Source organism: Streptomyces sp. NPDC031274, assembly GCF_055570235.1.
This window is the reverse complement of sequence record NZ_JBVIHP010000002.1, coordinates 593,568-619,458: the sequence shown is the minus strand read 5'-3', so window position 1 is coordinate 619,458 and position 25,891 is coordinate 593,568. Positions and strand designations below refer to the sequence as shown.

10 protein-coding genes are annotated in these 25,891 nt (G+C 70.0%); 5 read left to right on the top strand and 5 right to left on the bottom strand.

The genetic code is table 11. The features are described 5' to 3' along the window. On the bottom strand, positions 1-12,185 hold a 12,185-nt coding region (locus ACZ5CR_RS05620; RefSeq protein WP_468853851.1), incomplete at its 3' end, for a type I polyketide synthase. Between the two features lie 201 nt (positions 12,186-12,386). Here ACZ5CR_RS05620 and ACZ5CR_RS05615 point away from each other — a divergent pair. Then, complete coding sequence (locus ACZ5CR_RS05615; RefSeq protein ID WP_468853849.1) at positions 12,387-13,376, top strand: ABC transporter ATP-binding protein; 990 nt, start codon at positions 12,387-12,389, stop codon at positions 13,374-13,376. Further along, complete coding sequence (locus ACZ5CR_RS05610; RefSeq protein ID WP_468853846.1) at positions 13,373-14,191, top strand: ABC transporter permease; 819 nt, start codon at positions 13,373-13,375, stop codon at positions 14,189-14,191. The genes ACZ5CR_RS05615 and ACZ5CR_RS05610 overlap by 4 nt, the downstream gene beginning before the upstream one ends. A gap of 87 nt (positions 14,192-14,278) precedes the next feature. On the opposite strand, the gene ACZ5CR_RS05605 is transcribed toward ACZ5CR_RS05610, so the two are convergent. Next, positions 14,279-15,907, bottom strand: coding sequence for a flavin monoamine oxidase family protein (locus ACZ5CR_RS05605; RefSeq protein WP_468853913.1), 1,629 nt, complete (start codon positions 15,905-15,907; stop codon positions 14,279-14,281). A gap of 701 nt (positions 15,908-16,608) precedes the next feature. Here ACZ5CR_RS05605 and ACZ5CR_RS05600 point away from each other — a divergent pair. Then, on the top strand, positions 16,609-17,313 hold the full coding sequence (locus ACZ5CR_RS05600) for a P-loop NTPase family protein (protein WP_468853844.1): 705 nt from the start codon (positions 16,609-16,611) through the stop codon (positions 17,311-17,313). Positions 17,314-17,375: 62 nt separating this feature from the next. On the opposite strand, the gene ACZ5CR_RS05595 is transcribed toward ACZ5CR_RS05600, so the two are convergent. Then, the gene (locus ACZ5CR_RS05595; RefSeq protein WP_468853841.1) at positions 17,376-20,201 is read right to left on the bottom strand and encodes a helix-turn-helix transcriptional regulator; all 2,826 of its coding nucleotides are present in this window, start codon (positions 20,199-20,201) and stop codon (positions 17,376-17,378) included. Between the two features lie 1,018 nt (positions 20,202-21,219). Here ACZ5CR_RS05595 and ACZ5CR_RS05590 point away from each other — a divergent pair. Both ACZ5CR_RS05590 and ACZ5CR_RS05585 read left to right on the top strand, forming a co-directional pair. Continuing rightward, entirely contained in the window at positions 21,220-22,500 is a 1,281-nt protein-coding gene (locus tag ACZ5CR_RS05590; RefSeq protein ID WP_468853839.1) for a glycosyltransferase, read from the top strand. Next, complete coding sequence (locus tag ACZ5CR_RS05585; protein ID WP_468853836.1) at positions 22,497-23,204, top strand: 4'-phosphopantetheinyl transferase family protein; 708 nt, start codon at positions 22,497-22,499, stop codon at positions 23,202-23,204. Before ACZ5CR_RS05590 ends, ACZ5CR_RS05585 begins: the two co-directional genes overlap by 4 nt. A 260-nt stretch (positions 23,205-23,464) precedes the next feature. Here the strand turns inward: ACZ5CR_RS05585 and ACZ5CR_RS05580 are convergent, their stop codons facing one another. Next, positions 23,465-25,075, bottom strand: a complete 1,611-nt coding sequence (locus ACZ5CR_RS05580; protein WP_468853834.1) for an ABC transporter ATP-binding protein — start codon at positions 25,073-25,075, stop codon at positions 23,465-23,467. Further along, positions 25,072-25,857, bottom strand: a complete 786-nt coding sequence (locus ACZ5CR_RS05575) for an ABC transporter permease (protein ID WP_468853832.1) — start codon at positions 25,855-25,857, stop codon at positions 25,072-25,074. The genes ACZ5CR_RS05580 and ACZ5CR_RS05575 overlap by 4 nt, the downstream gene beginning before the upstream one ends. Positions 25,858-25,891 lie beyond the last annotated feature (34 nt).

Sequence of the window (25,891 nt, the reverse complement as noted above, 5' to 3'; positions counted from 1 at the left end):
AAGCGGACCGCATCGCGGACATGGCGCACCCAGTACTCCGGGTCCCGCAGCTGTGCGGCGGTGGCGAGCTCCCCGGTCACGTTGGAGACGACCGGGAGCTTCGGAGCGTTGTACGTCAGGCTCTGTGCGACCTTGCGGAAGTCCTCCAGCACCGGATCCATCAGCGGGGAGTGGAAGGCGTGTGAGACCTTCAGCCACCGCACCTTCCGCCCCTGGCTCTTCAGCGACCCGGCCACACCCTCCAGGACGGCACGATCACCGGAGAGCACCACCTGCGAAGGACCGTTCACCGCCGCCAGACCAACCTGCCCCTCCAAGCCCTCAAGCAGCCGCAGTACATCCGCCTCCGCCGCCTGCACCGCAAGCATCGCCCCACCCTCGGGCAGCGCCTGCATCAACCTGCCCCGGGCAGCCACCAACCGGGCCGCGTCCTCCAGGGACCAGAGCCCAGCCACGTACGCCGCAACAAGCTCACCCACCGAATGCCCACCGAGTATCTCCGGCCGCACCCCGAACGACTCAGCCAGGCGGAACAGGGCCACCTCCACCGCGAACAACGCAGGCTGCGCATAACCCGTCTGCCCAAGCAGCTCCGCATCATCACCGAACATCACATCCTTCAACGGCCGATCAAGCACCGCATCCAGATACGCGCACACCTCGTCCAGCGCGTCCGCGAACACCGGGAAGGCCTCGTAAAGCCCCCGGCCCATACCGATCCGCTGACTGCCCTGACCGGTAAAGAGCACACCCAGGCGCCCCTCCACCACAGCCCCGGAAACCTCACGCTCCCCCAGAAGCACAGCCCGATGCTCAAGCTCCGCCCGCCCCGACACCAGCGACCAGCCCACATCCACAGGATCCAACTTGCCATCAACCGGCGCGACTTCTCGCAGCCGTTCCACTTGCACCCGCAGGGCAGCAGCGCTCTTCGCCGACACCACCCATGGAACGACCGTCGAAGGAGTCTCGACGTCCGTGGCCACCTCGACTTCCTCAACGGCCTCCGGCGCCTGCTGCACGATCACATGCGCGTTGGTTCCGCTCACACCGAACGACGACACACCAGCCCGCCGCGGGGAATCACCGCGCTCAGGCCACTCCCGCGCCTCCGTCAACAGCTCAACAGCCCCCGCCGACCAGTCCACATGGCTGCTCGGCCGATCGACATGCAGCGTCTGCGGCAGCACTCCCATTCGCATCGCCATGACCATCTTGATCACACCGGCGACGCCCGCCGCGGCCTGCGTGTGGCCGATGTTGGACTTCACCGAGCCCAGCCACAACGGCTCCCGCCCCTCGCCCCGCTCCCGCCCGTAGGTCGCAAGCAGCGCCTGCGCCTCGATCGGGTCACCCAACGTCGTCCCCGTACCGTGCGCCTCCACCGCATCCACATCACCCGCCGCAAGCCCCGCACTCGCCAACGCAGCCCGGATCACCCGCTGCTGCGAAGGGCCGTTCGGCGCCGTCAACCCATTGCTCGCCCCATCCTGGTTCACGGCAGAACCGCTCACCATCGCCAACACCTCGTGGCCATTCCGGCGCGCATCCGACAACCGCTCAAGGAGCAGCAGCCCGACACCCTCACCCCACCCCGTACCATCCGCAGCCTCCGCGAACGCCTTGCAACGACCATCCACCGCGAGCCCACGCTGACGACTGAACTCCACAAACGTGTCCGGCGTCGACATCACCGTCACACCGCCCGCGAGCGCCAGATCGCACTCACCCCGGCGCAGCGCCTGCGCCGCCAGATGCAAGGCAACCAGGGAGGACGAGCAGGCCGTATCCACCGTGACCGCAGGGCCTTCCAGGCCGAACGCGTACGACAGTCGTCCCGAGACGACGCTTGCCGCGTTGCCGGTCCCGAGGTAGCCCTCGCCCCGGTCAGGTGCGGTGCGGAGCACATCCTCGTAGTCCTGGCCGTTGGTGCCGGCGAAGACGCCGGTACGGCTGCCGCGCAGGGTCGCCGGGTCGATGCCCGCCCGCTCGAACGCCTCCCACGCCGTCTCCAGGAGCAGCCGCTGCTGCGGGTCCATCGCGAGCGCCTCACGCGGCGAGATCCCGAAGAAATCAGCGTCGAAGTCGGCCATGTCGTGGAGGAAGCCGCCCTCACGGACGTAGCTCGTACCCGGGTTGCTCGGGTCCGGGTGGAAGAGAGTGTCGACGTTCCAGCCGCGGTTGTCAGGCATATCCCCGATGGCGTCCCTGCCGTCGTGGAGCAGCCGCCACAGGTCCTCCGGTGAGCGAACACCGCCCGGAAAGCGGCAGCTCATCGACACGATCGCGAGGGGATCGTCGGCCATCGCGGAGGCCGCCGGAGCGGAACCCGAGGTGCTGGTGTCCCTTCCGGCGCCGCCGACAGGGCCGTCCAGGTCGGCGAGGTCGGCGAGGTCGGCGAGCAGTTCACCGCGCAGGTGGCCCGCGAGGGCGGCCGGAGTCGGGTGGTCGAAGACGAGGGTGGCCGGGAGACGCAGCCCGGTGGCGGCCCCGATGAGGTTGCGCAGTTCCACCGCGGTCAGGGAGTCGAAGCCGAGATCCTTGAAGGGGCGTGTCGCGTCGACCGTCTTGGTGGCCGGGTAGCCGAGGACGGTGGCGACGCAGGTCTGTACGAAGTCGAGGATCTCTCGTTGGCGCTCAGCCGACGGGAGCGCCGCGAGCCGATCCGCGAGGGATTTGTCGGACGACGGATCGGACGAAGCTCCCGCCCTTCCCGGCGCGAAGCTCCCCTTTCCTGCCCCTCCTGCTATGCCCGTCTCTCCTGCCTCGCCCATCCTGGCCTCGGGCAGTTCGTCGAACAGATGGCAGGGGCGTGCCGTGCGATAGCTCGACGCGTACCGGGCCCATTCCACGTCGGCAAGCGTGACGGCGGCGGGCATGGCCGGATCGATGGCCCTGGCCATGGCGGCGACGGCCAAGTCCGGGGCCATCGCGGGCATGCCGCTCTCCCGGACCCGGTGCTCCACCACTCCGCCGTCGGCGGCCATGCCACTCTCGGCCCACGGCCCCCAGGCGAGGGACACCGCGGGCAGCCCGAGCGCACGCCGGTGCTCGGCGAGTGCGTCGAGGTACGCGTTCGCCGCCGAGTAGTTGCCCTGCCCGCCGACGCCCATAGAGCCCGCGACGGACGAGAAGAGCACGAATGCCGTCAGGTGCTCGCTGTCCCGGGTCAACTCGTGCAAATGCAAAGCCGCTTCAGCCTTGGGCCGCAACACAGTCGCCAAACGCTCACCCGACATCGCATCCAGAACACCGTCATCCAACACACCCGCCGTATGAAACACCCCCCTCAACGGCACATCCTCCGAAATCCCCTCCAACACCCCCGCAAGAGCCCCCCGATCACCCACATCACAAGCCACCACCGAAACCCGAGCCCCCAACCCCTCCAACTCCCCAACCAACTCACCCGCACCCGGCGCCGACAACCCACGCCGACTCGTCAACACAAGACGCTCCACCCCCTCACGCGCCAACCACCGCGCCACATGCGAACCAACCGCACCCGTACCACCAGTGACCAGCACAGTCCCCCCAGCCGACCACCCACCAACAAACCCACCCAAACCGGCCGAACCAACCGAACCAGCCGAACCAACCGAACCAACCGGAACAGCCGACTCCGACTCAACCCGCACCAAACGACGAACAAAAACACCCGACCCACGCACCGCCAACTGATCCTCACCACCAACACCCGCAAGCACCCCGGCAAACCGCGACAGCGCCCGCCTATCGACGTTCACCGGCAGATCGATGAGGCCACCCCAACGCTCCGGATACTCCAACGCCGCCACCCGGCCCATGCCCCACACAGTCGCCTGAGACGGCGACGTCAGCCGGTCCGAGCGCCCTGTGGACACCGCCCCGCACGTCGCGGCCCACAACGGCGCCTCGATACCTGCGTCTCCCAACGACTGCAGCAGTACGAGCACTCCCTCAAGGCCCACACTCACGGCCGGGTGGACCGAGCCGGCGGAGTCGTCGAGGGCGAGCAACGACAGGACACCTTGCGGGGCACCGGCGGGGTCGTCGTCCAGCAGCTCACGCAGTCGTCGACCCAGGTCAGCTCGTTGTAGCCCGTCCCGGGCCACCGCGATACGGGACACCTTCGCGCCCCGCTCCTCAAGTCCCGCCACTGCGGCCTCGGCCCAGGGATACGCCACTTCGTCCGAGTTGCCCTCCGGCACAACCACCCACCACGTACCAAAATGGGCAGCCCGCGTAAGCCCCGTCAGCGGCTTCCAGGACTCCCGGTAGAGCCACCGCCCCACCGTGGACGTCTCCCGCCGCTGCCGTCGCCACGACGACAGGACCGGCAGAATCTCGCCCAGCGCGGCACCGGCACCACTGCCCTCGGCGTCCAGCTCGGCGGAGAGCAGCGCCAGGTCCTCGCGCTCCACAGCCTCCCAGAAACGTTCCTCGACCTCGTTCACGGCGGGTTCACCGGAGGCTGCGGCGGGCACGGTTTGGGCCGACTCCAGCCAGTAGCGCTGCGACTGGAAGGGGTAGGTGGGCAGATCCACGCGGCGGCGGGTGGCGATGGGCTCGTAGAGGGGCGTCCAGTCGACGTCGACGCCTCGTACGTATGCCTGGGCCAGGGCGGTCAAGAACGTGTCGGGCTCGGGGCGGTCTTTGCGCAGGGCCGCAATCAGACCCGCCTGGGCCTCGGGCTCGGTGAGGGTGTCGTGCGCCATCGCGGTCAGGACGGAGTCCGGGCCCAGTTCGAGCAGCGTCGACACCCCGAACGACGTGAGGGAGTTGAGGCCGTCGTGGAAGCGGACCGCATCGCGGACATGGCGCACCCAGTACTCCGGGTCCTGGAGCTCAGCGGCCTCGGCCAGCTCACCCGTCAGATTCGAGACGACCGGCAGGGCCGGGGGCTCATACGCCAGGCTCTGCGCGACCTTGCGGAAGTCCTCCAGCACCGGATCCATCAGCGGAGAGTGGAAGGCGTGCGAGACCTTCAGCCACCGCACCTTCCGCCCCTGACCCTTCAACGACCCGGCCACACCCTCCAGGACGGCACGATCACCAGAGAGCACCACCTGCGACGGACCGTTCACCGCCGCCAGACCAACCTGCCCCTCCAAGCCCTCAAGCAGCGGCAGTACGTCAGCCTCCGCCGCCTGCACCGCAAGCATCGCCCCGCCCTCGGGCAGCGCCTGCATCAGCCTGCCCCGGGCAGCCACCAGCCGGGCCGCGTCTTCCAGGGACCAGAGCCCAGCCACGTACGCCGCAACAAGCTCACCCACCGAATGCCCACCGAGTATCTCCGGCCGCACCCCGAACGACTCAGCCAGGCGGAACAGGGCCACCTCCACCGCGAACAACGCAGGCTGCGCATAACCCGTCTGCCCAAGCAGCTCCGCATCATCACCGAACATGACGTCCTTCAGCGGCCGATCAAGGACCGCGTCCAGATGCGCGCACACCTCGTCCAGCGCGTCCGCGAACACCGGGAAGGCCTCGTAAAGCCCCCGGCCCATACCGATCCGCTGACTGCCCTGACCGGTAAAGACAACACCCAGGCGCCCCTCCACCACAGCCCCGGAAACCTCACGCTCCCCCAGAAGCACAGCCCGATGCTCAAGCTCCGCCCGCCCCGACACCAGCGACCAGCCCACATCCACAGGACTCACCGAGCGCGAGCGCAACCCACCGACATGCACGGCAACTTCACGCACCAAGTCAACCTGCGCCCGCAACGCCTCCGCGCTCCGAGCCGACACCACCAACGGCACGATCGCCGGAGGCAGCTGCGCATCCGTGGCCGCCTCAGCCTCCTCGACGATCTCCGGCGCATGCTCCACGATCACGTGCGCATTGGTTCCGCTCACGCCGAACGACGAGATACCCGCCCGCCGCGGGGAATCACCGCGCTCAGGCCACTCCCGCGCCTCCGTCAACAGCTCGACAGCCCCCGCCGACCAGTCGACTTCGGACGTCGGAGCGTCGACGTGCAGGGTCGGCGGCAGGACACCCGCCCGCATCGCCATGACCATCTTGATCACACCGGCAACACCCGCCGCGGCCTGCGTATGACCGAGATTCGACTTCACCGAGCCCAGCCACAACGGCTCCCGCCCCTCGCCCCGCTCCCGCCCGTAGGTCGCAAGCAGCGCCTGCGCCTCGATCGGGTCACCCAACGTCGTCCCCGTACCGTGCGCCTCCACCGCATCCACATCACCCGCCGCAAGCCCCGCACTCGCCAACGCAGCCCGAATCACCCGCTGCTGCGAAGGACCGTTCGGCGCCGTCAACCCATTACTCGCACCATCCTGATTCACCGCCGAACCACTCACCACCGCCATCACCTCATGGCCATTCCGGCGCGCATCCGACAACCGCTCAAGGAGCAGCAGCCCGACACCCTCACCCCACCCCGTACCATCCGCAGCCTCCGCGAACGCCTTGCAACGACCATCCACCGCGAGCCCACGCTGACGACTGAACTGCACGAATGTGTCAGGGGATGACATCACCGTGACGCCGCCCGCGAGCGCCAGGTCGCACTCGCCCTGGCGCAGCGCCTGTGCGGCGAGGTGGAGGGCGACCAGGGACGCCGAGCAGGCGGTGTCCACCGTGACGGCGGGGCCTTCGAGGCCGTACGCGTACGACAGTCGTCCCGACATGACGCTGACGGCGTTGCCGGTGAGGACGTGGCCCTCGATCTCCGGGGGGACCGTCGCCATGCGGGATATGTAGTCCTCGCCGTTGGAGCCGACGAAGACTCCGGTACGGCTGCCGCGCAGCACCGTCGGGTCGATGCCCGCGTTTTCGAGCAACTCCCATGATGATTCGAGGAGTTGGCGCTGCTGCGGGTCCATCGCGAGCGCCTCGCGCGGGGAGATGCCGAAGAAGTCCGCGTCGAACTTGTCGGCCCCGTCGAGGAATCCGCCTTCGCGGACATAGCTGGTGCCCGGGCGGTCGGGGTCGGAGTGGTAGAGATTCGCGAGGTCCCAGCCGCGGTCGGCCGGGAACTCCGTCATGGCGTCCCTGCCCTCGGCGACGAGGTGCCACAGCTCTTCGGGCGATCGGACGCCGCCGGGGAAGCGGCAGCTCATCGACACGATCGCGATGGGGTCGTCGGCCGTGCCGGTACCGTTCACCGTCGCGCCTTGGCCCGCCGCGGCGGCCCGCGTCGCATCCGCGCCGCTCCCGAACAGCTCGGTGGCGAGGTGCTCCGCGAGGCCGACGGAGCTGGGGTAGTCGAAGACGAGGGAGGCCGGGAGGCGCAGCCCGGTGGCGGCCTGGACGCGGTTGCGCAGCTCTACGGCGGTGAGCGAGTCGAAGCCCAACTCGCGGAAGGCACGTGTGGGTTCGATGGTGTCCTGTGTGGGGTGCCCGAGTACGGCGGCGGCCTGGGAGCGGACGAAGGCGAGCACGGCGGTGGCGCGTTCGGGGGCGGGGAGCGGGGCGAGCCGGCGCACCCAGTCGGGTGCGGTGGCGGTGCCGGGGCCGCTCGTGGATCCGGTGGTGTCGGCCGGGGCCGTGGGGCGTGCTTCGGGCAGTTCCGCGAAGAGCGGTCCCGGCCGGGCTGCGACGAAGCCGGGCAGGAAGGTGCCCCACGCCACGGACGCGATGACGGCGGTGGTGTCGCCGCGTTCGACGGCCTGCCACAGGGCGGAGACGGCGAGTTCAGGGTCCATGGGGGGCATGCCGTCGCGGCGCGCCCGGTCGGCGCGTACGGCGGTGTCGGCGAGGCCGCCGCCGCCCCAGGTGCCCCAGGCGATGGAGGTGGCGGGCAGTCCGTCGGCGCGGCGCTGTTCGGCGAGCGCGTCGAGGAAGGTGTTGGCGGCGGCGTAGTTGGCCTGTCCGGCGCTGCCGAGGGAACCGGACGCAGACGAGTAGAGGACGAACGCATCGAGGTCGAGGGTGCGGGTGAACTCGTGCAGGTGGCGGGCCGCAGTGGCCTTGGAGCGCAGGACGCCCTCGATCCGGCCGGGGGTGAGGGCGTCGAGGACCCCGTCGTCCAGGGTCCCTGCCGTGTGCACGACCGCCGTCAGGGGCATGTCGGCGGGGATGCCGTCCATGAGTCGGGCGAGGGCATCGCGGTCGGCGGCGTCGCAGGCGACGATGGTGACGCGAGCCCCCAGCTCCTGGAGTTGCGCGGTGAGTTCGGTGGCGCCGGGTGCGGCCGGGCCGCGGCGGCTCGTGAGGACGAGGTGTTCGGCGCCCTCGCGGGCGAGGCGCCGTGCGATGTGTCCGCCGAGGGCGCCGGTGCCGCCCGTCACGAGGACGGTGCCGCGGGGGGTCCACTCGGTGTGCCGGGGCGGTTCGGCGCCCGCTGCCTCGCCGCGGACGAGTCGGCGCACGAAGACTCCGGAGCCGCGCACGGCGAACTGGTCCTCGTCGCCGGCGCCGGCGACGACCCCGGCGAGCCGGGCCCCCGTGCGGGCGTCCGGTGTCGCGGGCAGGTCGACGAGGCCGCCCCAGCGGTCGGGGTGTTCGAGGGCGGCGGCCCGGCCGAGTCCCCACACCTGGGCCTGGGCGGGGTGGGCGAGCCGGTCGCTGCGGCCTGTGGAGACGGCGCCGCTGGAGACCGCCCAGAGCCGTGCTTCGGTCTCCGCGTCGCCCAGGGCCTGGAGGAGCGCGACCGTGCCCGCGAGCCCGGCCGGGACGTCGGGGTGGCCGGGGTGGGGCTGCTCGTCGAGGGCGAGGAGGGAGAGGACGCCGGACAGTTCCCCGTCCGCGGCGACGTCACGCAGTCGCGCGGCGAGTGATTCTCGTGTCAGCTCTGTGGTGTGGAGGTTCAGTTCGACGGGACGGGCGCCCGCCTTGGCCAGTGCCTCGACGGCGCCTGCCGCCCACGGGTGGCCTGCTGCACCTGTCGGTACCACGACCAGCCAGCGGCCGCCCGCGATCCCGGACGGCGCGGTGAGGCTGCCGCGGAGCGGCTTCCAGGTGACCCGGTAGCGCCAGCCGTCGACGACGGAGCGTTCCCTGCGCTGTCGCCGCCAGGACGCGAGGCCGGGCAGGACGGCACTGAGCGGGCCCTCGTCGACGTCGGTGAGCGTGGACGTCAGCTCCGCGAGGTCGGCGCGCTCCACGGCCTCCCAGAAGCGTTCCTCGGCTTCGTCGGCGGCCGGACCGGCAAGGGCGGCGGCAGCGGCCGGTGTGGCCTCCAGCCAGTGGCGCTCCCGCTGGAAGGCGTACGTGGGCAGGTCGACGGCGGGGTGCACGGCGGCGCCGGGGTAGAGGGCCCGCCAGTCGAGTTCGGCGCCGTTGACGTGTGCTTCGGCGAAGGACGCGGCGAGGCGGGTCGCGCCGCCCTCGTCGCGGCGCAGCGAACCGAGGGCGGCCGCCGTGTCCTCGCGGCCGGTCTCCTCGATGGCAGCCTGCACGGGGACGGTCAGCACGGGGTGCGGGCTCATCTCCAGGAACAGGTCGTGGCCTTCGGCGAGGAGCCCGTGGACGGCCTGCTTGAAGAGGACCGTCCGGCGCAGGTTGCGGTACCAGTAGGCCCCGTCCATCGGGGAGCCGTCGTCCAGCCAGTCGCCGGTGAGCGTCGAGTACACCGGCACGTCGGGCGTCCTGGGCGCGACGGGGGCCAGAACCCTCTCCAGGTGTTCCTCGACGGCCTCGACCTGCACGGAGTGAGAGGCGTAGTCCACGGGGATGGTGCGGGCCCGGATGTCCTGGGCGGCGCACTGCGCCACGAGTTCCTCCAGGGCCGTCGTCTCACCCGAGACCACCACGTGGGACGGTCCGTTGACGGCGGCCACGGAGATGCGGTCGCCCCACGCGGTGAGCAGCTCCCGCACGCGTTCCTCGGCCAGGGGTACGGACACCATGCCGCCCCTGCCGGAGAGTTCCAGGATGGCCTGGCTGCGCAGCGCCACGACCCACGCCGCGTCCTCGAGGGACAGGGCGCCCGCCACGCACGCGGCGGCTATCTCGCCCTGGCTGTGCCCGACGACCGCGGCGGGCTCGACCCCTGCCGCACGCCACACGGCGGCGAGGGACACCATCACCGCGAAGAGGACCGGCTGGACCACGTCGACGCGGTCGAAGTTGTCGCCGGACAGTTCCTCGAACAGGTCCCAGTCCACGAACGGTCCGAGCGCGTCGGCGCACTCCTCCATGCTCGCGGCGAACACCGGTGAGGAGTCGAGGAGTTCCACGGCCATCCCGGCCCACTGCGAACCCTGCCCGGGGAAGACGAACACGGGGCGTGCGGCATCCGCGCCGGCCGCCGTACCCGCGTCCGACCGGCCCACGATCACGCCGGGACCCGTCACGCCCTCCCGGGCGAGGTGGGCGAGTCCGTCGAGGAGTTCGGCACGGTCCTGTCCGACCACGACACCCCGGTGCTCGAACCGCGACCGCGCCACGGCCAGGGACCAGCCGAACTCTGCGGCGCCCGTCCCGGGCTCGGAAAGCAGCCGTTCGTGCAGCCGGGCAGCCTGGCCGCGCAGCGCCTCCGGGGTCCGGCCCGACAGCGCGAGCGGCACCACGCCCGGCACCACCTGCGGGGGCCCGGCGGGCACGTCGTCCACCGTCGGAACGTCGAGCGGCGCCTGCTCGATGATCACGTGCGCGTTGGTCCCGCTCATGCCGAACGAGGACACACCGGCCCGGCGGGGCGCCCCGTCCTGCCGCTGTGGCCAGGCGCGCGCCTCGGTCAGCAGCTCGACGGCCCCGGCGGACCAGTCGACGTGCGAGCTGGGCTCGTCGACGTGCAGCGTCTTGGGCAGGATGCCCTCGCGCATCGCCATGACCATCTTGATGACTCCGGCGACACCGGCGGCGGCCTGCGTGTGGCCGACGTTCGACTTCAGCGACCCGAGCCACAGCGGGTCCTGGCCCTCCGGCCGGTCCTTGCCGTAGGTGGCGAGCAGCGCCTGCGCCTCGATCGGGTCGCCCAAGGTGGTACCCGTACCGTGGGCCTCGACCGCGTCCACGTCACCGGCCGTGAGCCCCGCACTTGCCAGAGCTGTGCGGATCACGCGCCGCTGCGAGGGACCGTTGGGCGCCGTGAGGCCGTTGCTCGCACCGTCCTGGTTCACCGCGGAACCCCGTACGACCGCGAGGACCTGGTGGCCGTTACGGCGCGCGTCCGACAGCCGCTCGAGGACCAGAATGCCGACGCCCTCGCCCCATGCCGTGCCGTCCGCGGCCTCGGCGAAGGGCTTGCAGCGGCCGTCGGGGGCCAGGCCGCGCTGGCGGCTGAAGGCCAGGAACGAACCGGGCGAGGCCATGACGACGACGCCTCCGGCCAGGGCGAGCGCGCACTCGCCCTGGCGCAGTGCCTGTACCGCGAGGTGCAGGGCGACCAGGGAGGACGAGCAGGCCGTGTCGACGGTCATGGCGGGGCCCTGCAGGCCGAGGGTGTAGGCGATGCGGCCCGACGCGACGCTGGCGGCGGTACCGGTGACGAGGTAGCCCTCCATGCCGTCGGCGGCGTCGCCCAGGCGCGGCCCGTACTCCTGGGTCTCGGCGCCGACGAAGACGCCGGTGCCGGAGTCGCGCAGTGAGTCGGGCGTGATGCCCGCGCGCTCGAGTGCCTCCCAGGACGATTCGAGGAGGAGCCGCTGCTGCGGGTCCATGGCGAGGGCCTCGCGCGGTGAGAGGCCGAAGAAGGCTGCGTCGAAGTCGGTCGCCTCGTGCAGGAATCCGCCCTCGCGGACGTAGCTGGTGCCGGGACGGTCGGCGTCGGGGGCGTAGAGGGCGTCGAGGTCCCAGCCACGCTCGGTGGGGAAGCCGCTGATGGCGTCGGTGCCTTCGGCGACCAACTGCCAGAGCCCTTCGGGGGTTTCGACTCCGCCCGGCAGTCGGCAGCTCATCGCGACGATGGCGATCGGCTCGTCGTCGTCGCGGCGCGCCGTCACGAGGGGGGTGCTGTCGTCGGCGCTGTCGAAGAGTTCGGCGCGCAGGTGACGGGCGAGCGCGTCGGCGCTGGGGTAGTCGAAGACGACGGTGACGGGCAGGGAGAGGCCGGTGGCCTGCTTGAGGCGGCGGTGGAGCTCCACCGCCGTCAGGGAGTCGAGGCCGAGGTCGAGGAAAGGACGTGTCATGTCCGGTGCGGGGCGCGGCGCTTCGCCGCCGTCGGTGCCACCCGCGCCGAGCACCGCTGCGACCTGCTCGCCCACCAGTTCGCGGAGCCGACGCCGCTGTTCCGCCTCGGGCTTGTCCTTGAGGGCCGCGTACAAGGGGGCTGCGAATTCCGCGAAGTCGCTCAATGTTCCACTCCGTAGCACCGGCCGAATCATGGCTCACCGATAATGCGCCGACAACGCCCCGAAAAGGCATTGGGCAAACTTGTCCAGAATACGTTCGCAGGCTAACAGGGCTGCTTTTGCTTCCGTACCCCTAGAAGTCCCCTATGCAACCCGAAGGGCCTTCAGAGATAGGGGTTCTGCCTGGCCAGGCCCACCTCTAGGGTGAGGATCGTGGAAAATGCTGTCCGGGTTGAAGACCTAGTGAAACAGTACTCGTCGAATTCGAGGCGCGTAGTCGATGGACTGAACTTTGAAGTGCGCCGGGGCGAGGTGTTCGGCCTGCTCGGCCCCAATGGCGCCGGAAAGAGCACGACGGTGGGCATGATGACCACACGCGTGCGGCCGACTTCGGGCAGCGTCCTGATCGACGGCGTGGACGTCGTGGCGGAGCCCCGGCGGGCGAAGCGTGTTCTTGCCGTCGTGCCGCAGCGCAACAATCTCGACCGGTCCCTGACGGTCCGGCAGAACCTGCTGTTCCATGCGACGTATCACGGGGTGCCGCGGGCCGAGCGGCGGCAGCGCGCCGACGATCTGCTCGACCAGATGGGTCTCACCTCGTACCGGAAGTCGAAGGTCGACGACATGTCGGGCGGCCAGGTGCAGCGGGTGATGATCGCGCGCGCCCTGATCCACCGGCCGAGCGTGCTCTTCCTCGACGAGCCCGCCACCGGGCTCGACCCGCAGGCACGGCTCTTCGTGCACGAGCGGGTCGCCCAACTCACCGAGCAGGGCGTGACGGTCGTCCTCACCACGCACGACATGGACGAGGCAGCGAAGCTCTGCGACCGCGTCGGGATCGTCGACCAGGGCACCATGCTGGCGCTCGACACGCCTGACGGACTCGGCGCACTGCTGCCCGCACACTCCACGCTTTCGGTGACGGTGCGGGCCCCCGACGGCCCCGACCAGGTGATCAAGCTGCTCACGGAGCTGGCGGGGGTACGGCAGGTAGACGAAGTGGACACCCAGGCGCAGTCGGCGCCCGGTGACGCCTGCGAGCTGCGGATCTACACGGATTCGGAGCCGGTCGAGGCGCTGCCGCGGGCGCTCGCGGCGCTGACAGGGCGGGGCTACCGGGTGACCGACGTGGGCATCGGGCGGGTTTCCCTGGAAGACGTTTTCCTTCATCTCACCGGAAAGAACCTGCGATGAGTGCGACGACCGCGGCGCCCGCGAAGAGCGCGCCGACTCCGCCGGCCCACGGGCAGCTGCATACGTTTCGCGCCATCATATGGCGGGACATCTTCGTGGCCCTGCGGCAGTTCCCCACCTTTATCGGCCAGGCCATCATCCAGCCGTTCTTCACGCTTTTCGTCTTCGGCGTGCTCCTGAGCGACGCGGGTTATGTGGACGGCGACTACAGCGCGGTACTGCTGCCTGGCGTGCTGGCCCTGAACGGTTTTCTGGGCGGCATGCAGAACACGGCGCTTCCGCTGGTCGTCGACTTCTCGTACACACGGGAGATCGAGGACCGGCTGCTCTCGCCGATCTCGCTGCGCCTTGTCGCCGTCGAGAAGATCATCTTCGGCGGCCTGTACGGCTTTGTGGCGTCGCTGATGATGACGCCGGTCGGCATGGTGCTGCTCGATCTGTCCTGGCCGGTCAGCCGTACGGTGCCCGCGCTCGGCATCGCTCTGCTCGGCGCCATAGCCGGGGCGTCGATCGGGCTCTGCCTGGGCACGTCGGTCTCCAGCGACAAGGTGGACGTCATGTTCACGCTGGTCCTGATGCCGCTGCTGTTCACGGGGTCGACACAGTTCCCGTTGAGCGCCCTCGACGAGGTCCGCTGGTTCCAGGTGATCTGCGGCGCCAATCCGCTCTCGTACGCCAGTGAGGGCATGCGCGCGGTCACGTCGCCGCACGTGGAGCACATCCCGCTGCCCATCACCCTGGTGGTGCTCGTCGGTGCGATCTCGCTCTTCGCCACGCTTGGCATACGGGGCTTCCTGCGGCGTGCGCAGACCTGACCGGCCTGGCCGGACCGCTACAGATCACAACGCACGGCAGGGGCCCCGGAGTCCAACTCCGGGGCCCCTGCCGTGCGCGTGCTCGTCTCAGTCGTCGGGCAGATCGATCGGGGCGAGCGCGGAGAACAGGTCGCCGGGCCCCGGGTTGCCCGGCCGGGTGGCGCCGCCGAGATGGCGCACGACGCCCCACACGGCGTTGAGCCCCGTCGTCACGGCGCCCTCGGCGAAGCCCGCCGTCCAGGAGACGTCGTCACCGGCGAGGAAGAACCCCTTTTGCGCCGCGGGGAGTTGGTCCTGCATGAAGTGGGTGAACAGGCGTCGCTGGTAGCGGTAGTGGCCGGGCAGGTTCGCCTTGAAGGCACCCATGAAGTGGGGCTCGGTCTCCCAGGTGACGGTGCGCGGGGGCGCGATGATGCGGGAGCGGATGTCGACGTCGGGGTAGATGTCCGCGAGAGCCTCCAGGACGCTGTCGAGGCGCTCCTCCGCGCTGAGCGGCGCCATCTTCAGGGAGTCGTCGTTCCAGGTGTACGAGAGGCACATGACGCCGGGGCGGTCCGGCCCCTCATCGAAGAGGTAGACGCCGCGGGGCAGCCGGTCGGTGAGGGTGGTGCTCATGATCTCGCGGCCGGTCTCCGGGTCGCGTTCGCGCCAGAACGGCCGGTCGACGAGGACGAACAGCTTGGATGAGCCCATGTAGTGGCTGCGCTCCACGGCCGTCCACGTGGGCTGTGGGAGGAGCCCGCGGTCACAGCGGACGTTGGTGACGAGGGTCCGCTTCTGGGGCGTGAAGACGGCCGCCGGGTAGGTGTGCGAGGCGCCGCTCTCGTCGTGGACGGTGATGCCGCGCGCGGTGCGCGTGATGCGCCGGGCCGCGCCCCGGGGCCCGCCGCGGTGCAGGGACTCCAGGGTGGTGCCCGCGGGCCAGTGGGCGAGGTCGTCGGGCGCCGACGACCAGAGGCGCAGCGGGAGTTGCTGGGAACCACCGACGACGAGCCGGTGGTCGTTCTCGGCGCCGGTGTAGACGACGCGCAGGATCTCCAGCATGGAGTTGGGGAAATCGGTGTCCCAACCGCCCGCGCCGAAGCCGACCTGGCCGAAGATCTCCCGGTGCCTGAACGAATCGAAAGCCGGCGACGAGGCGACGAAGGCGTAGAAGGACTGGTCGTCGAGGCGGCGCACCAGGGGGTTCCAGATGGCCTTGATGGCTTCGGTGTCACGGCGCCTGATCGCATCGTCCATCGCGAAGAACTCGGCATCCTCCTGCAATGCCTTGTCCCATGTAGTGCCTACTTCTTGATATATATCCGGCAATTCAGCTGCATGGCGCGCGTAATGCCGGTCGTTGCCGAGTGCCACGACGGTGCTGCCGCTGGCCGCGGTGAGCGGGTTGGGGAATGGACGGGTCCGCAGGCCCGTCAGGTCGAGATAGTGCTGAAGTGCGGCCGCCGAAGCGGGGAACCGCATGGCACCGAGTTCGGCCACCGCATCCGGGCGGCTATCAAAACCGGCCGATCGCATTCGGCCACCCATGTGACCCGCCTCGTAGACTACGGGGCGCATTCCGAGCCGCATGAGCTCATACGCGGCAACAAGGCCGGACAATCCCGCGCCGATGACCGCGACCGGCGTACCGAACTCGCCCACCGGAATTTGTCCGAGACCCTCCGGGCTCGCCAGCCATTCGTCGTACGCGAAGGGGAAGTCCGGGCCGAGCATGGTGATGGATTCTGTTGTTCCGGCGTGCAATGTGCCGTTGAGGGCAACCAACGGAAACTCCTCTGTCCGTGGTGGGGCCGGCCCGGCGATACGTTCTCGGACGGCCGCGAGGGCCGGGCTCCGGCAGCAGCGGGAGGGGGTCCGCGATCGGTGCGGCCCGCACCCCACCAGGGACCGGCGGGCCCGCGAACCGCTTCCGACGCACGGCACGTCCGAAGGTGCACTGTGATTATCCCGGGATGTGCGGGTCAGCGGTAAACCCCTGAGCACCCCCTTGCGTCTCCTAGATTTGCAGGGGTAACACCGCCGCCCCCAGGCGGCCATCGGACATAAAGACATGGGAACATGAGCGGCACAAGGCGGCGACACGCCATAGATACATGAAGGCTTGCATCCGCGAGTTCAGAAGAGTCAGTTTGCAGATACAACCCGCAGCCTGGTCCCGAACGTTGATCTGCGAGGCCCCGAACTCACGACAACAGCAAAGACGTACGAGGAACCAAATGGTGTTCGGGGCGCAGTGACTACTTTAGTAGTGTGAACTTGCTCCTGAAGACCGTACGAAATCCAGGCGAAACCTTGAAATAATCCGTTGTGTCCACACGCTTGCCCGGCACGGAGCCTACGTGCGCCGAACTACGAACCGTTCGCTTCGAGAGGGAGATTTCATGCATCCAGGGCCGGACAGGCGAAAGTTTCCCGTGCATGACCACCGCCCCGGCGGCATGCTCGGTCGAAACCGGCCGGAACGGTTGGCCCTGGAGGTACGACACACGGCAGACGGCGCGGCGGACACGGCGGGCGAGCAGGGCTGCGAGCTCCGGGTCCCCCGGCACACCTGCGTGGCCGCCGTCTCGGACGACATCGCCGCGGACCGGTTCCTGACCGGTCTGCTCGCCGAGAGCAGACCGGGCCTTTCCGTCTCGGTGTACGGCGTGGACGCGCACGACGAACCGGAGGCCGTCGAACGGCTCGTCGGCCTCGCCCCCTCGACGATACCCAGACCCGACCTCCCGGTGCACGACGCTCTGGTGGAGTCCGGGACGGAGAAGGGTCTGTCCCCGGAGCGGGCCGAGCAGCGCACCTCGGAACTGGCGGACGCCCTCGACCTGCACGCCGTCCGGAACACCCCGTGTAGGGGACTCTCCCCCGGCCTGCTCTCCCGCGTGTCACTCGGCTGTGCCCTGTTACACACTCCGCCGCTGCTGCTTCTCGTCCAGCCACTCGACGACGTGGATGTCGCCTCGGAGAAGATCATCTGCCGTGTGCTCGACCAATACACGGCGTCGACCGGGGCCGTGGTGTTCTCCACCCGCTCCGCCGAGATCGCGCGACGCGTTGCCGACCGGCTGCTTCACGTCGGCGGCGTTGACACACACCGCTGTGAGGGGGACACGGACTGCTGACTCCGCCCTCCGGGCAACGCTGCCCGGAGGAGCCGACGGCTACGCCTCGACCCGAGCCCCCGTCAGCACGCGGTGTCCGCGAGCAGGTAGTGCGGTAGATCCTTGCGGCGGGTGACATTCAGCTTCCGGTAGACCCGGGTCAGATGCTGCTCGACGGTACTCACCGTGATGAAGAGCTTCCGCGCGATCTCACGGTTGCTGTGCCCGAACGACGCCAGCGTCGCCACGCGCCGCTCCGCGTCGGTCAGTTCGTCGGGGGCAGCGCCCTCGACCTCCGCAGGCCGTTCGGTGGTCGCGGTCACCTCGCTGTCGCTGTAGGGCACGACACGCGCGCAGAGTGCCTCCGCCCGCGCACCCTTGGCGATGCGCCAGGCGCGCCGCGCCATCATCCGCGCCTGTCCCAGCTCGCCCAGGGCGTGGTGCGAGCGGCTCAACGCGCCCAGCACCCGCACCAGTTCGTGCCGGTCCTCGCAGGACTCCAGCTCCTCCACCGCCTCGCGCAGCAGATGATGGTGGCGCGGCCCGCCGGCCTCGGCAAGTACGCGCAGGGACAGGGCCCTGGTGCGGGACTGCCCGGGACCGCACTTGGCCAGCTGTTCCTTGGCGAGCCGCTCGGCCTCGGCGCCGCCGCCGGTGCGCAGGTGGACCTCCGCGGCCGCGGACCGCCACGGCACGAACGCCGGCTGGTCGATGCCGTAGCGGGTCATGAGCTCCCCGCACAGCAGAAAGTCGTCGAGCGCCGGGTGGCTGCGCCCCATCGCCGCGTACAACTGACCGCGCGCATACAGCAGTTCGATGCCGTAGCGGGTCTCGTGGTGCCGGTCGGGGACGTACTGATCGAGGTGGGCCATGGCCTCCTCGTACTGCCCCATCACGGTGTGCGCGGAGACGAGGGTGGCCAGCGGAGAGCCGATGGCAACGCCCCAACTGCCGGGCGTCATCCACGACAGGGCGTTCTCCGCATAGCGGACGGCCTCCTCGGTACTGCCCTGCCGCAGCGCGATCTGAGCCCGGGTAGCGGACAGCGGCGCCTGCCACCCGGGGCCGCCGAGCTTGGTGGCATCGCGCAGCAGCGCGTCACACCAGTGTGCGGCCCGTTCAAGGCGGTCGGAGTAGATCAGCACGGAGAGCGAGGAGGTCAGCGCGTCCAGGGTGCACTCACCGAGACGGGCACCCTGCAGGACGGCCTCGGCGAGGTCGGTGACATGCGGCTCGCAGCCACGGCTCAGGGTCAGGTGCAGGGCCGCGCCCGCCTTGTGCGCGGGATCACCACCGCGGGCGCTCATGCCGTCCGCTGCGCCTTGTGCGGGCATCCAGTTGTCGGGGGCGAGCCGTTCGCTCAGCCCGGGGTAGGTGGCGCGTACGGAGCCGGTCATCAGGTAGAGCGCGGCGACGGACGTACCCTCGTAGGCGCCCTGGCACTTGCGGGCGACCTCCACGGCTTCCTCGAACCTGCCCTGCCACAGCAGCCCGGAGAGCAGCACGGGAACGGCCTGTTCGCCGAGCCAGCCCTCGTCGAAGGCCGAGCGCAGCGCGCGCAAGTGGGCCCCGAGGGTGGCCGGGCGCAACCGCCATACGAGGCGCGTCAGTTCGGCGAGCATCTCGCCGCGCCGCGCCCCTTCGTGGCAGGCCTCCTCGGCGAGCTGAAGGCAGTCGATGGCGAAGGAGGCGTCCTCGTCGCGCCGGGCGCGGGTGGCCGTGTCCCACAGCACGTCGAGGGACTCCGCGTCCCCGGCTTCGCCGGCGGCCACGAGGTGTCGGGCGACGACGGGTGGTTCGGCGCCGAGGTGGCGCAGGAGTTCGGCGGCCCTGCGGTGCAGGGCAAGGCGCTCCACGGCAGCCATGTCGTCGAGAACGGCGGTGCGCGCCACGTCGTGCCGGAAGGATCCTGCGCCGATGAGCCCGGCCGACTCAAGTTCGCGCAGGGCCGACGATACGGCATCCGGGCTGCGTCGGAGCAGGTCTGCGAGGAGACCGGGGGTCGCGTCGTCACCGAGGACCGCGAGGCCCCGGGCGACGGCCGGCAGCTCGGGCTCGCCGCGGTGGAGGCAGCTGAGCACGGACTGCCGGTAGGCGGCGCCGACGACGGGCCCCGCGGGCGCGGGATGGGGGTCGCCGGTGGTCACGGCGTCTTCTATGAGGTCGTGTATCAGAGCCCGTATGAGCAGCGGGCTGCCGCCGCTGACGCGGTGCACGGCCGGGGCGAGGCGGCGGGCAGCTGCCTCGTCGACGTGCTGGTGCAGCAGGTCGACGGTGGCCCGCTCGCCGAGCGGCGTCAGGCGCAGCTGGGTGAGGCGGGGGTGGCGCAGGAGTTCGGCGCCGAACAGCGGCCGGGCGGGATGCGGTCCGGTGCGCAGGGCGAGCACGATCGTCAGGGGCTTCGCGCGCAGCTCGCGCATCGCGTACTGCAGGCACTGCAGGGAGGGGATGTCGGCGTACTGGACGTCGTCCACGAGAACGGCGAGCGGGCCGCCTCCGGCCGGGCCGAGCAGGGCACCGCTCAGCGACCTCATGACCTGGGCCCGTACGTGTTCCTCCCGCTCGGAGTCGGGGTCGCGCAGCATCGCGGTGAACCGCGCGTCATCGAGGAGCTGTTCCGCACAGGCCGCCGCCGCGCCCCGCGCCGGGTCGGTCGTGTCCATCTGTGCGTCGCCGAGCAGGAGTTGGCCGAGTACCGCCATGGGAGTGCGGCGTTCCGTCCTTAGGCCGGTGGCCTTGAGAACCGTGACGCCCCGTGCCTCAGCCAGCTCGGCGACCCCGTTGAGGAGCTCGCTCTTGCCGGTGGCCACCGCGCCTCTCACCACCACCACATGGGAGGACCGCTCTGCACTTTTTGTCAGTATCTCCCCAATGACAGCGAATTCATCAACTCGCTCGACCAGACTCATAGCGTGGTTTCCTCCCCGTTAGGAAATTAGCTCACTCTGCATCGGCCCGCTTTTAGATACAGCGCCCATCCAGCGACCATCCGAGCCGTTTTGCAAGATACCAGGGCAGATCCAAACGCCTCCCCTCCGCTCTCGGCCGTCGCTCCAGAATCAACTCAACTATGACTCAATCTTGGCGACAAGGTAGCCCCGAAAGAAGCGTGGTCACCCCCTCAAATCCACGGGGACTCGCAACGTTCAGCCCTCCCCACTCCGGCCGTGAATGTGATAGATGGACCTCCGCTACCCCGGCCGTATGTTGAATTTGTAATTCCATTTGTGAGGATGCCAGAAAGTGAACTGGTCACCGCGTGCCGCACGCCCGCTCACCTGAGGCGATCCGGACACCGCGGAGCCAGGCACGCGTCCGCCGACGCCTTCGCGATCTTCATCTGCCTCCCCGGCGAGACCCGACTTACACCTCACGGTCCGGCCGATGGCGGGTAAGCACCCCCTCCTTCGACCCGTCCGCACAGATTCCATTAAGACGAACCCCTCACCGGAACCGGTCACGAAGGCGCCTACTACTCATCGAATTGAAGTCAATGTGACGGGCCGTTATCCACTCGCAGAACAAGCTGTTTGCATGACCAAGATCACGACGCTGCGCTATGAACGCGTCAATGCGATGCAGCGACTCTGGGCTGCAAACTCCGCCCACCTGACCCACCTTGTGAGATGCGCCATATTGTTACGGCACGGTTTCGTGCGGCCGACGCGTTAAACCAAACACATGTTCACATTCATCGACTGCTCGCCAGAACGGCCGGATCCCGCCCCTCCGGATCCGGAAAGCAGCGACCGCGGCGCGCTAAGGGGACGGATAGGGGTGGAGACCACACCCCGTCGCGGCTAGCGTCTCGACGTCTCCGCACCGCAGCCGGCTCCCGGCCCGGCTGCCGGACTCCCCTTACAAGTTGCCCCGTTCCCGTGCAAGCAGGCATGCAAGCAGACAGGTGGCGAGAATGAGCGAGCCGCGATGAGCACCTCCCCCACCGGCGCCGAGGAAGCCGGAGCCGACGGCGAGATCCTCGCCGACGGTCAGCCGGCCGACGGTCCCGTGCGCACCTCCGTGACGGTGATCGTGCCGACCTTCAACGAGGCCGAGAACGTCGGGGAACTGCTCGACCGGCTCGCCGCCGGCCTGCCCCCGCACCTGGACTGCACGGCCGTCTTCGTCGACGACAGCACCGACGACACCCCGGCAGCGATCGAGCGGGCCGCCCTCACCTGCCCGTTCCCTGTCTCGGTCATCCATCGCAGCGTGCCCGTGGGCGGCCTGAGCGGTGCCGTCGTCGAGGGCCTCAAGGCCGCCACGTCCAGCTGGATCGTCGTCATGGACGCCGATCTGCAACACCCCCCGTCGCTCGTTCCCGAGCTCATCGAGACCGGCCGCCGCACGGACGCGGAACTCGTCGTCGCCAGCCGGTACGCGGGCGGCGGCAGCCACGCCGGACTCTCCGGCCGCTACCGGGTGGCGGTCTCGCGCACCTCGACGCTGGTCACCAAGGGCCTCTTCCCCTCCGCCCTCAAGGGCATCAGCGACCCCATGAGCGGCTTCTTCGCGATCCGCCGCAGCACGGTCCACGCCCAAGCCGGGATCCTCAAGCCCCTCGGCTACAAGATCCTCCTCGAACTGGCCATCCGCTGCCGCCCGCGCACCGTCGCCGAGGTGCCGTTCTCCTTCCAGGAGCGGTACGCGGGCGAGTCCAAGTCGACCGTGCGCGAGGGCCTCAGATTCCTCGCGCACCTGGTGTCCCTGCGCACCGCGACCCCGGCCGCACGCATGGTCACGTTCGGCCTGATCGGCCTGACCGGTTTCCTGCCGAACCTGTGCGGCCTCGCCCTGCTGACAGCGCTCGGCCTGCACTACATGGCGGCGGAGGTGGTGGCCAACCAGTTCGGGGTGCTGTGGAACTTCGTCCTCATCGACCTGCTGCTCTTCCGCAACCGCCGCGAACACCGCCACTGGGCGGACCGCCTGGGCCGGTTCGCGCTGCTCGCCAACGCCGACCTGGTGCTGCGCATCCCCCTGATCGCCCTGCTCGTGCACCGCGCCGACATGGCGGTCCTGCCCGCCACCGCGCTCGCCCTCCTGCTCACGTTCGTCGTCCGCTTCATCGCCACGGAGCTGCTCGTCTATCTGCCCCGGCGCGACGGCAGGGCCCGCACCCGGCCCGCCTCCGAATCGGACGGGCAGAAGCCGGAGCAGGAAAAGCCGGAACAGGAAAAGGAAGAAGAGCGGGAGGGCACGCCATGACCTCCCGCACCGCGGCGCCGCTGCTGGCCCGCATCGTCCCGGACGACGTCGTCATCGAGGAGTCCCGCACCGATCCCGACGGCATCGTGCTGCACCCCGACGAGCAAGCCCTCATCGCGCAGTCCGTTCCCGCGAGGTGCCGCGAGTTCACCACAGGCCGCCACTGCGCGCACCGCGCCCTGGAGCGCCTGGGGCGGCCGACTCCCGCGATCCTCTCCGATCCGAAGGGCAGCCCTCGCTGGCCCGCGGCCGTCGTCGGCAGCATCACGCACTGCGCGGGATATCGCGCCGCCGCCGTGGCCGGCACCACCCGGGTCCGCTCGCTCGGCATCGACGCCACCCCGAACGAACCGCTCCCCGAAGGGGTCTTGGAGGCGATCAGCCTGTCGGCCGAACGTCGCCGCGTCCAGGAACATCTCACCGCGCACCCCTCTGTCCGCTGGGACCGCGTCCTGTTCAGCGCCAAGGAGAGCATCTACAAGACCTGGTACCCCCTCGTCCGCCGTTCCCTCGGCTTCGAGGAGGCGGATGTGGACTTCCGGCCGGACACCGATTTCCGACCGGGCCCGGACGCGGCGGGCGAAGGGTCTTTCACGGCCCGGATTCTGCCTCCCGTACGAGAACTCGGCTTCCCCAAGGACCTGTCGGGCCGCTACGCCGTCAGGGACGGCCTCGTACTGACCGCGATCACACTCCGCCCATGAATCAGGGCATGGGCGGGGCCGGCCGACCGCATGGATCGGAATAGGGCCCGATCGCCGATTCCGAAAGTTCCCAAGAAGCAAACCACAAGCTGCTCGGCGATCACTTCATCGGCACGGATCAAGCCTTCCTCCCGGAACGGGCTCCCAGTCAAGGCATTCTCCGGAGTAGAGAGAAGTCTGGCACCCAGGACTCTCTCCATTCCTGGGGCGAACGGGGAGGGAACCCGCGCGAACCTCTCTCGGTACGAAGGGGTCACCCCTCAACGAGGGTTACAGATGAATGACCGCTCATTGGACAGCACTTCATCGAGCGGCCCGCGCCGCACGCAGCGCCCACCGTCGAAAAGTGCGGCATCCTCGGTGAGCGCCCGCACCGCGGGCATATCGTGGCTGATGAACAGCAGGGCGGTTCCGGCCGGGGCGAGAAGACCAGGAAGTGCGTCGAGCACCCGCTCCCGGGAAACGGTGTCCAGTGCCGACGTCACCTCGTCGCATATCAGAAGTGCCGGACGTGCCGTCAGGGCTCGCACCAGCGCACAGCGCTGAAGCTGGCCGCCAGAGAGCCGGGACGGGGTGCGGCGCAGGAGTGATGCGTCAAGGCCCAGCCTTTCGGCGGTCTCCCACGCCTCGGTCGTCGCTTCCTCGCGGCGCAGACCGCGCAGAAGCCGTGCGGTGTCCGCCAGTTGCTCGATGAGCGGACGGCGTTCCTCGAAGGAACTGGCGCTGTCCTGGTGCACGTACTGGACGACGCGGCGCTGTGCGGTCGTGCGGCGGTCGACGCGGCCAGGGAGCGATCGGCCGTCGACGCTCGTCTCGCCCTGGGTCGGCGTCGTCAGTCCGGCAAGGACGCGGGCGAAGGTCGTCTTGCCCGAGCCGGAGGGCCCGAGCAGTGCGGTCCTGCTGCCGGGCGGGAACGTCATCGACACCGGCCCGGCGAGAGGATCGGCTGATCTGCGGCGTACGACGATCCCCCTGGCCACGACTCCGGCCGGGCCCGGCCGGGCCGCGGCGGTCGTGCTGGGAGCGGTCTTCTCGCCCGACCCGGTGCGATGTTCCGCGGCGAGCAGTTCCCGGGTGGCCGGATGGGGGACGGTGGTCGGCTCTGCGGCTGATGGCCCGGGGCCTGGTACGGGGCTGCCGGTGCCGAGGATGCCCGTCGTCGGTCCGTTGTCCACGGCCCGGCCGTGCTCGAGGACGATGACCCTCTCTGCCGTCCTGCGCACCATCGGCAGGTCGTGGCTAAGCAGCAGTACGCCGACGCCGTCGTCCGCGAGACGGCGGACCGTCCGGCCCAGGGCGTGTGCGAGCGCCGGATCCAGGCCGCTCGTCGGTTCGTCGAGTACGAGCAGCCGCGCCCCCGTCACCAGAGCGGAGGCGAGCGCCAGGCGCTGCTGTTGGCCCCCGGAGAGCTGGTGCGGGAAGCGGCGGCGGACCGCGTCCCACTCCAGTCCGGCCAAGACCAGTGCCCGGCGTGCGGCGGCCTTTTGCGCGGTCCGTCCCGGCTGCCCCAGGGCCGCCAGCTCCGTCAGCGCGCCGCCGACCCGGCGGACCGGATCCAGTACCGATTCCGGATGCTGCGGCAGATGGGCCGCACGGCCCGCCCGGGCCGCGGGACGTCCGTCCGGCGCGAGGGCCATGAGATCGGTCCCGGCAAGCAGGACACGTCCGGCAAGCCGCACGCCGCCGCGTGAGGCGCCGAGTGCCGCAAGACCGAGTGTGGTCTTGCCGCTGCCCGACGGGCCGACGACAGCGACCACGGTGCCTGCCGAAACGGTCACTTCGACCCGGTCCAGGAGCGGGCGCGCGCTCCCGTCGGCATGGGCGGAGATCTCCGGGATCTCCAAGAGCGGCAGGTCGGTGGAACCGGTCACGGTCTTCTTCTCCTCCGGGCGAGGGCGCGGTCCACGAGCAGGTTTCCGCCGACGCACAGGGCCGTCAGCAGCCCTGCGGGTACGAGGACGGCGGCGGGCTGGGTGAACAGCGCGTCGCTGTTGCGCTCGATGAGCACGGCCCAGTCCGGCGAGGAAGCGGGCAGTCCAAGACCGAGGAAGTTGGCGGACGCCAGCAGGTACAGCACGACGGAGAACCTGCCGCCCGCATCAGTGGCCAGCGGAGCAGCCAACTCCCGCGCCAGATGCCGGAGATGGATGTACGCCCAGCCGTGCCCCTGCATCCGCAGCGCCTCGACGACCGTGCGGGAACCCGGCGCGAGCGCGGCGCCGCGTACCAGGCGCGCGACGGCGGGGACTTGAAGCATCCCGGCGACCGTCACCAGCCAGAACCACTCCCGGTGTCCCGTCGCGGCCAGGGTCATGAGGACCAGCAGGCCGGGGAAGGCGAGCAGCAGGTCCAGGGCACGCATCACCGTCTCGTCGAGACCACGCCGCGGCCCCGCGGCCAGCAGACCCAGCGGAACCCCGACGGCCGTACCGACCAGAAGCGCGGCCAGGGCGCTGCCCACCACCGAGGCACCTCCCTCCAACACGAGCGCGAGCACATCGCGTCCAAGGACGTCCGTGCCGAGCAGGTGCCCCGCGCCGGGCGGCTGTGACGGCAGCGCGCTCTCGTCCGGCGACGTCTCCCCCGCCACCGACGGACCCAGCAGGGCCGCGAGCACCGGCACGCCCAGCAGAGCGAAGGCGATCCACGGCATGCGCCCTCGTACCGCTCCTGTCGAACGGCACTTC

Excerpts from the sequence above, each read along its gene's own strand:
- ACZ5CR_RS05575 (WP_468853832.1), bottom strand. The coding sequence starts at position 25,857 with ATGCCGTGGATCGCCTTCGCTCTGCTGGGCGTGCCGGTGCTCGCGGCC.
- ACZ5CR_RS05595 (WP_468853841.1), bottom strand. The coding sequence starts at position 20,201 with ATGAGTCTGGTCGAGCGAGTTGATGAATTCGCTGTCATTGGGGAGATA.
- ACZ5CR_RS05585 (WP_468853836.1), top strand. The coding sequence starts at position 22,497 with ATGACCTCCCGCACCGCGGCGCCGCTGCTGGCCCGCATCGTCCCGGAC.
- ACZ5CR_RS05610 (WP_468853846.1), top strand. The coding sequence starts at position 13,373 with ATGAGTGCGACGACCGCGGCGCCCGCGAAGAGCGCGCCGACTCCGCCG.
- ACZ5CR_RS05605 (WP_468853913.1), bottom strand. The coding sequence starts at position 15,907 with ATGCTCGGCCCGGACTTCCCCTTCGCGTACGACGAATGGCTGGCGAGC.
- ACZ5CR_RS05590 (WP_468853839.1), top strand. The coding sequence starts at position 21,220 with ATGAGCACCTCCCCCACCGGCGCCGAGGAAGCCGGAGCCGACGGCGAG.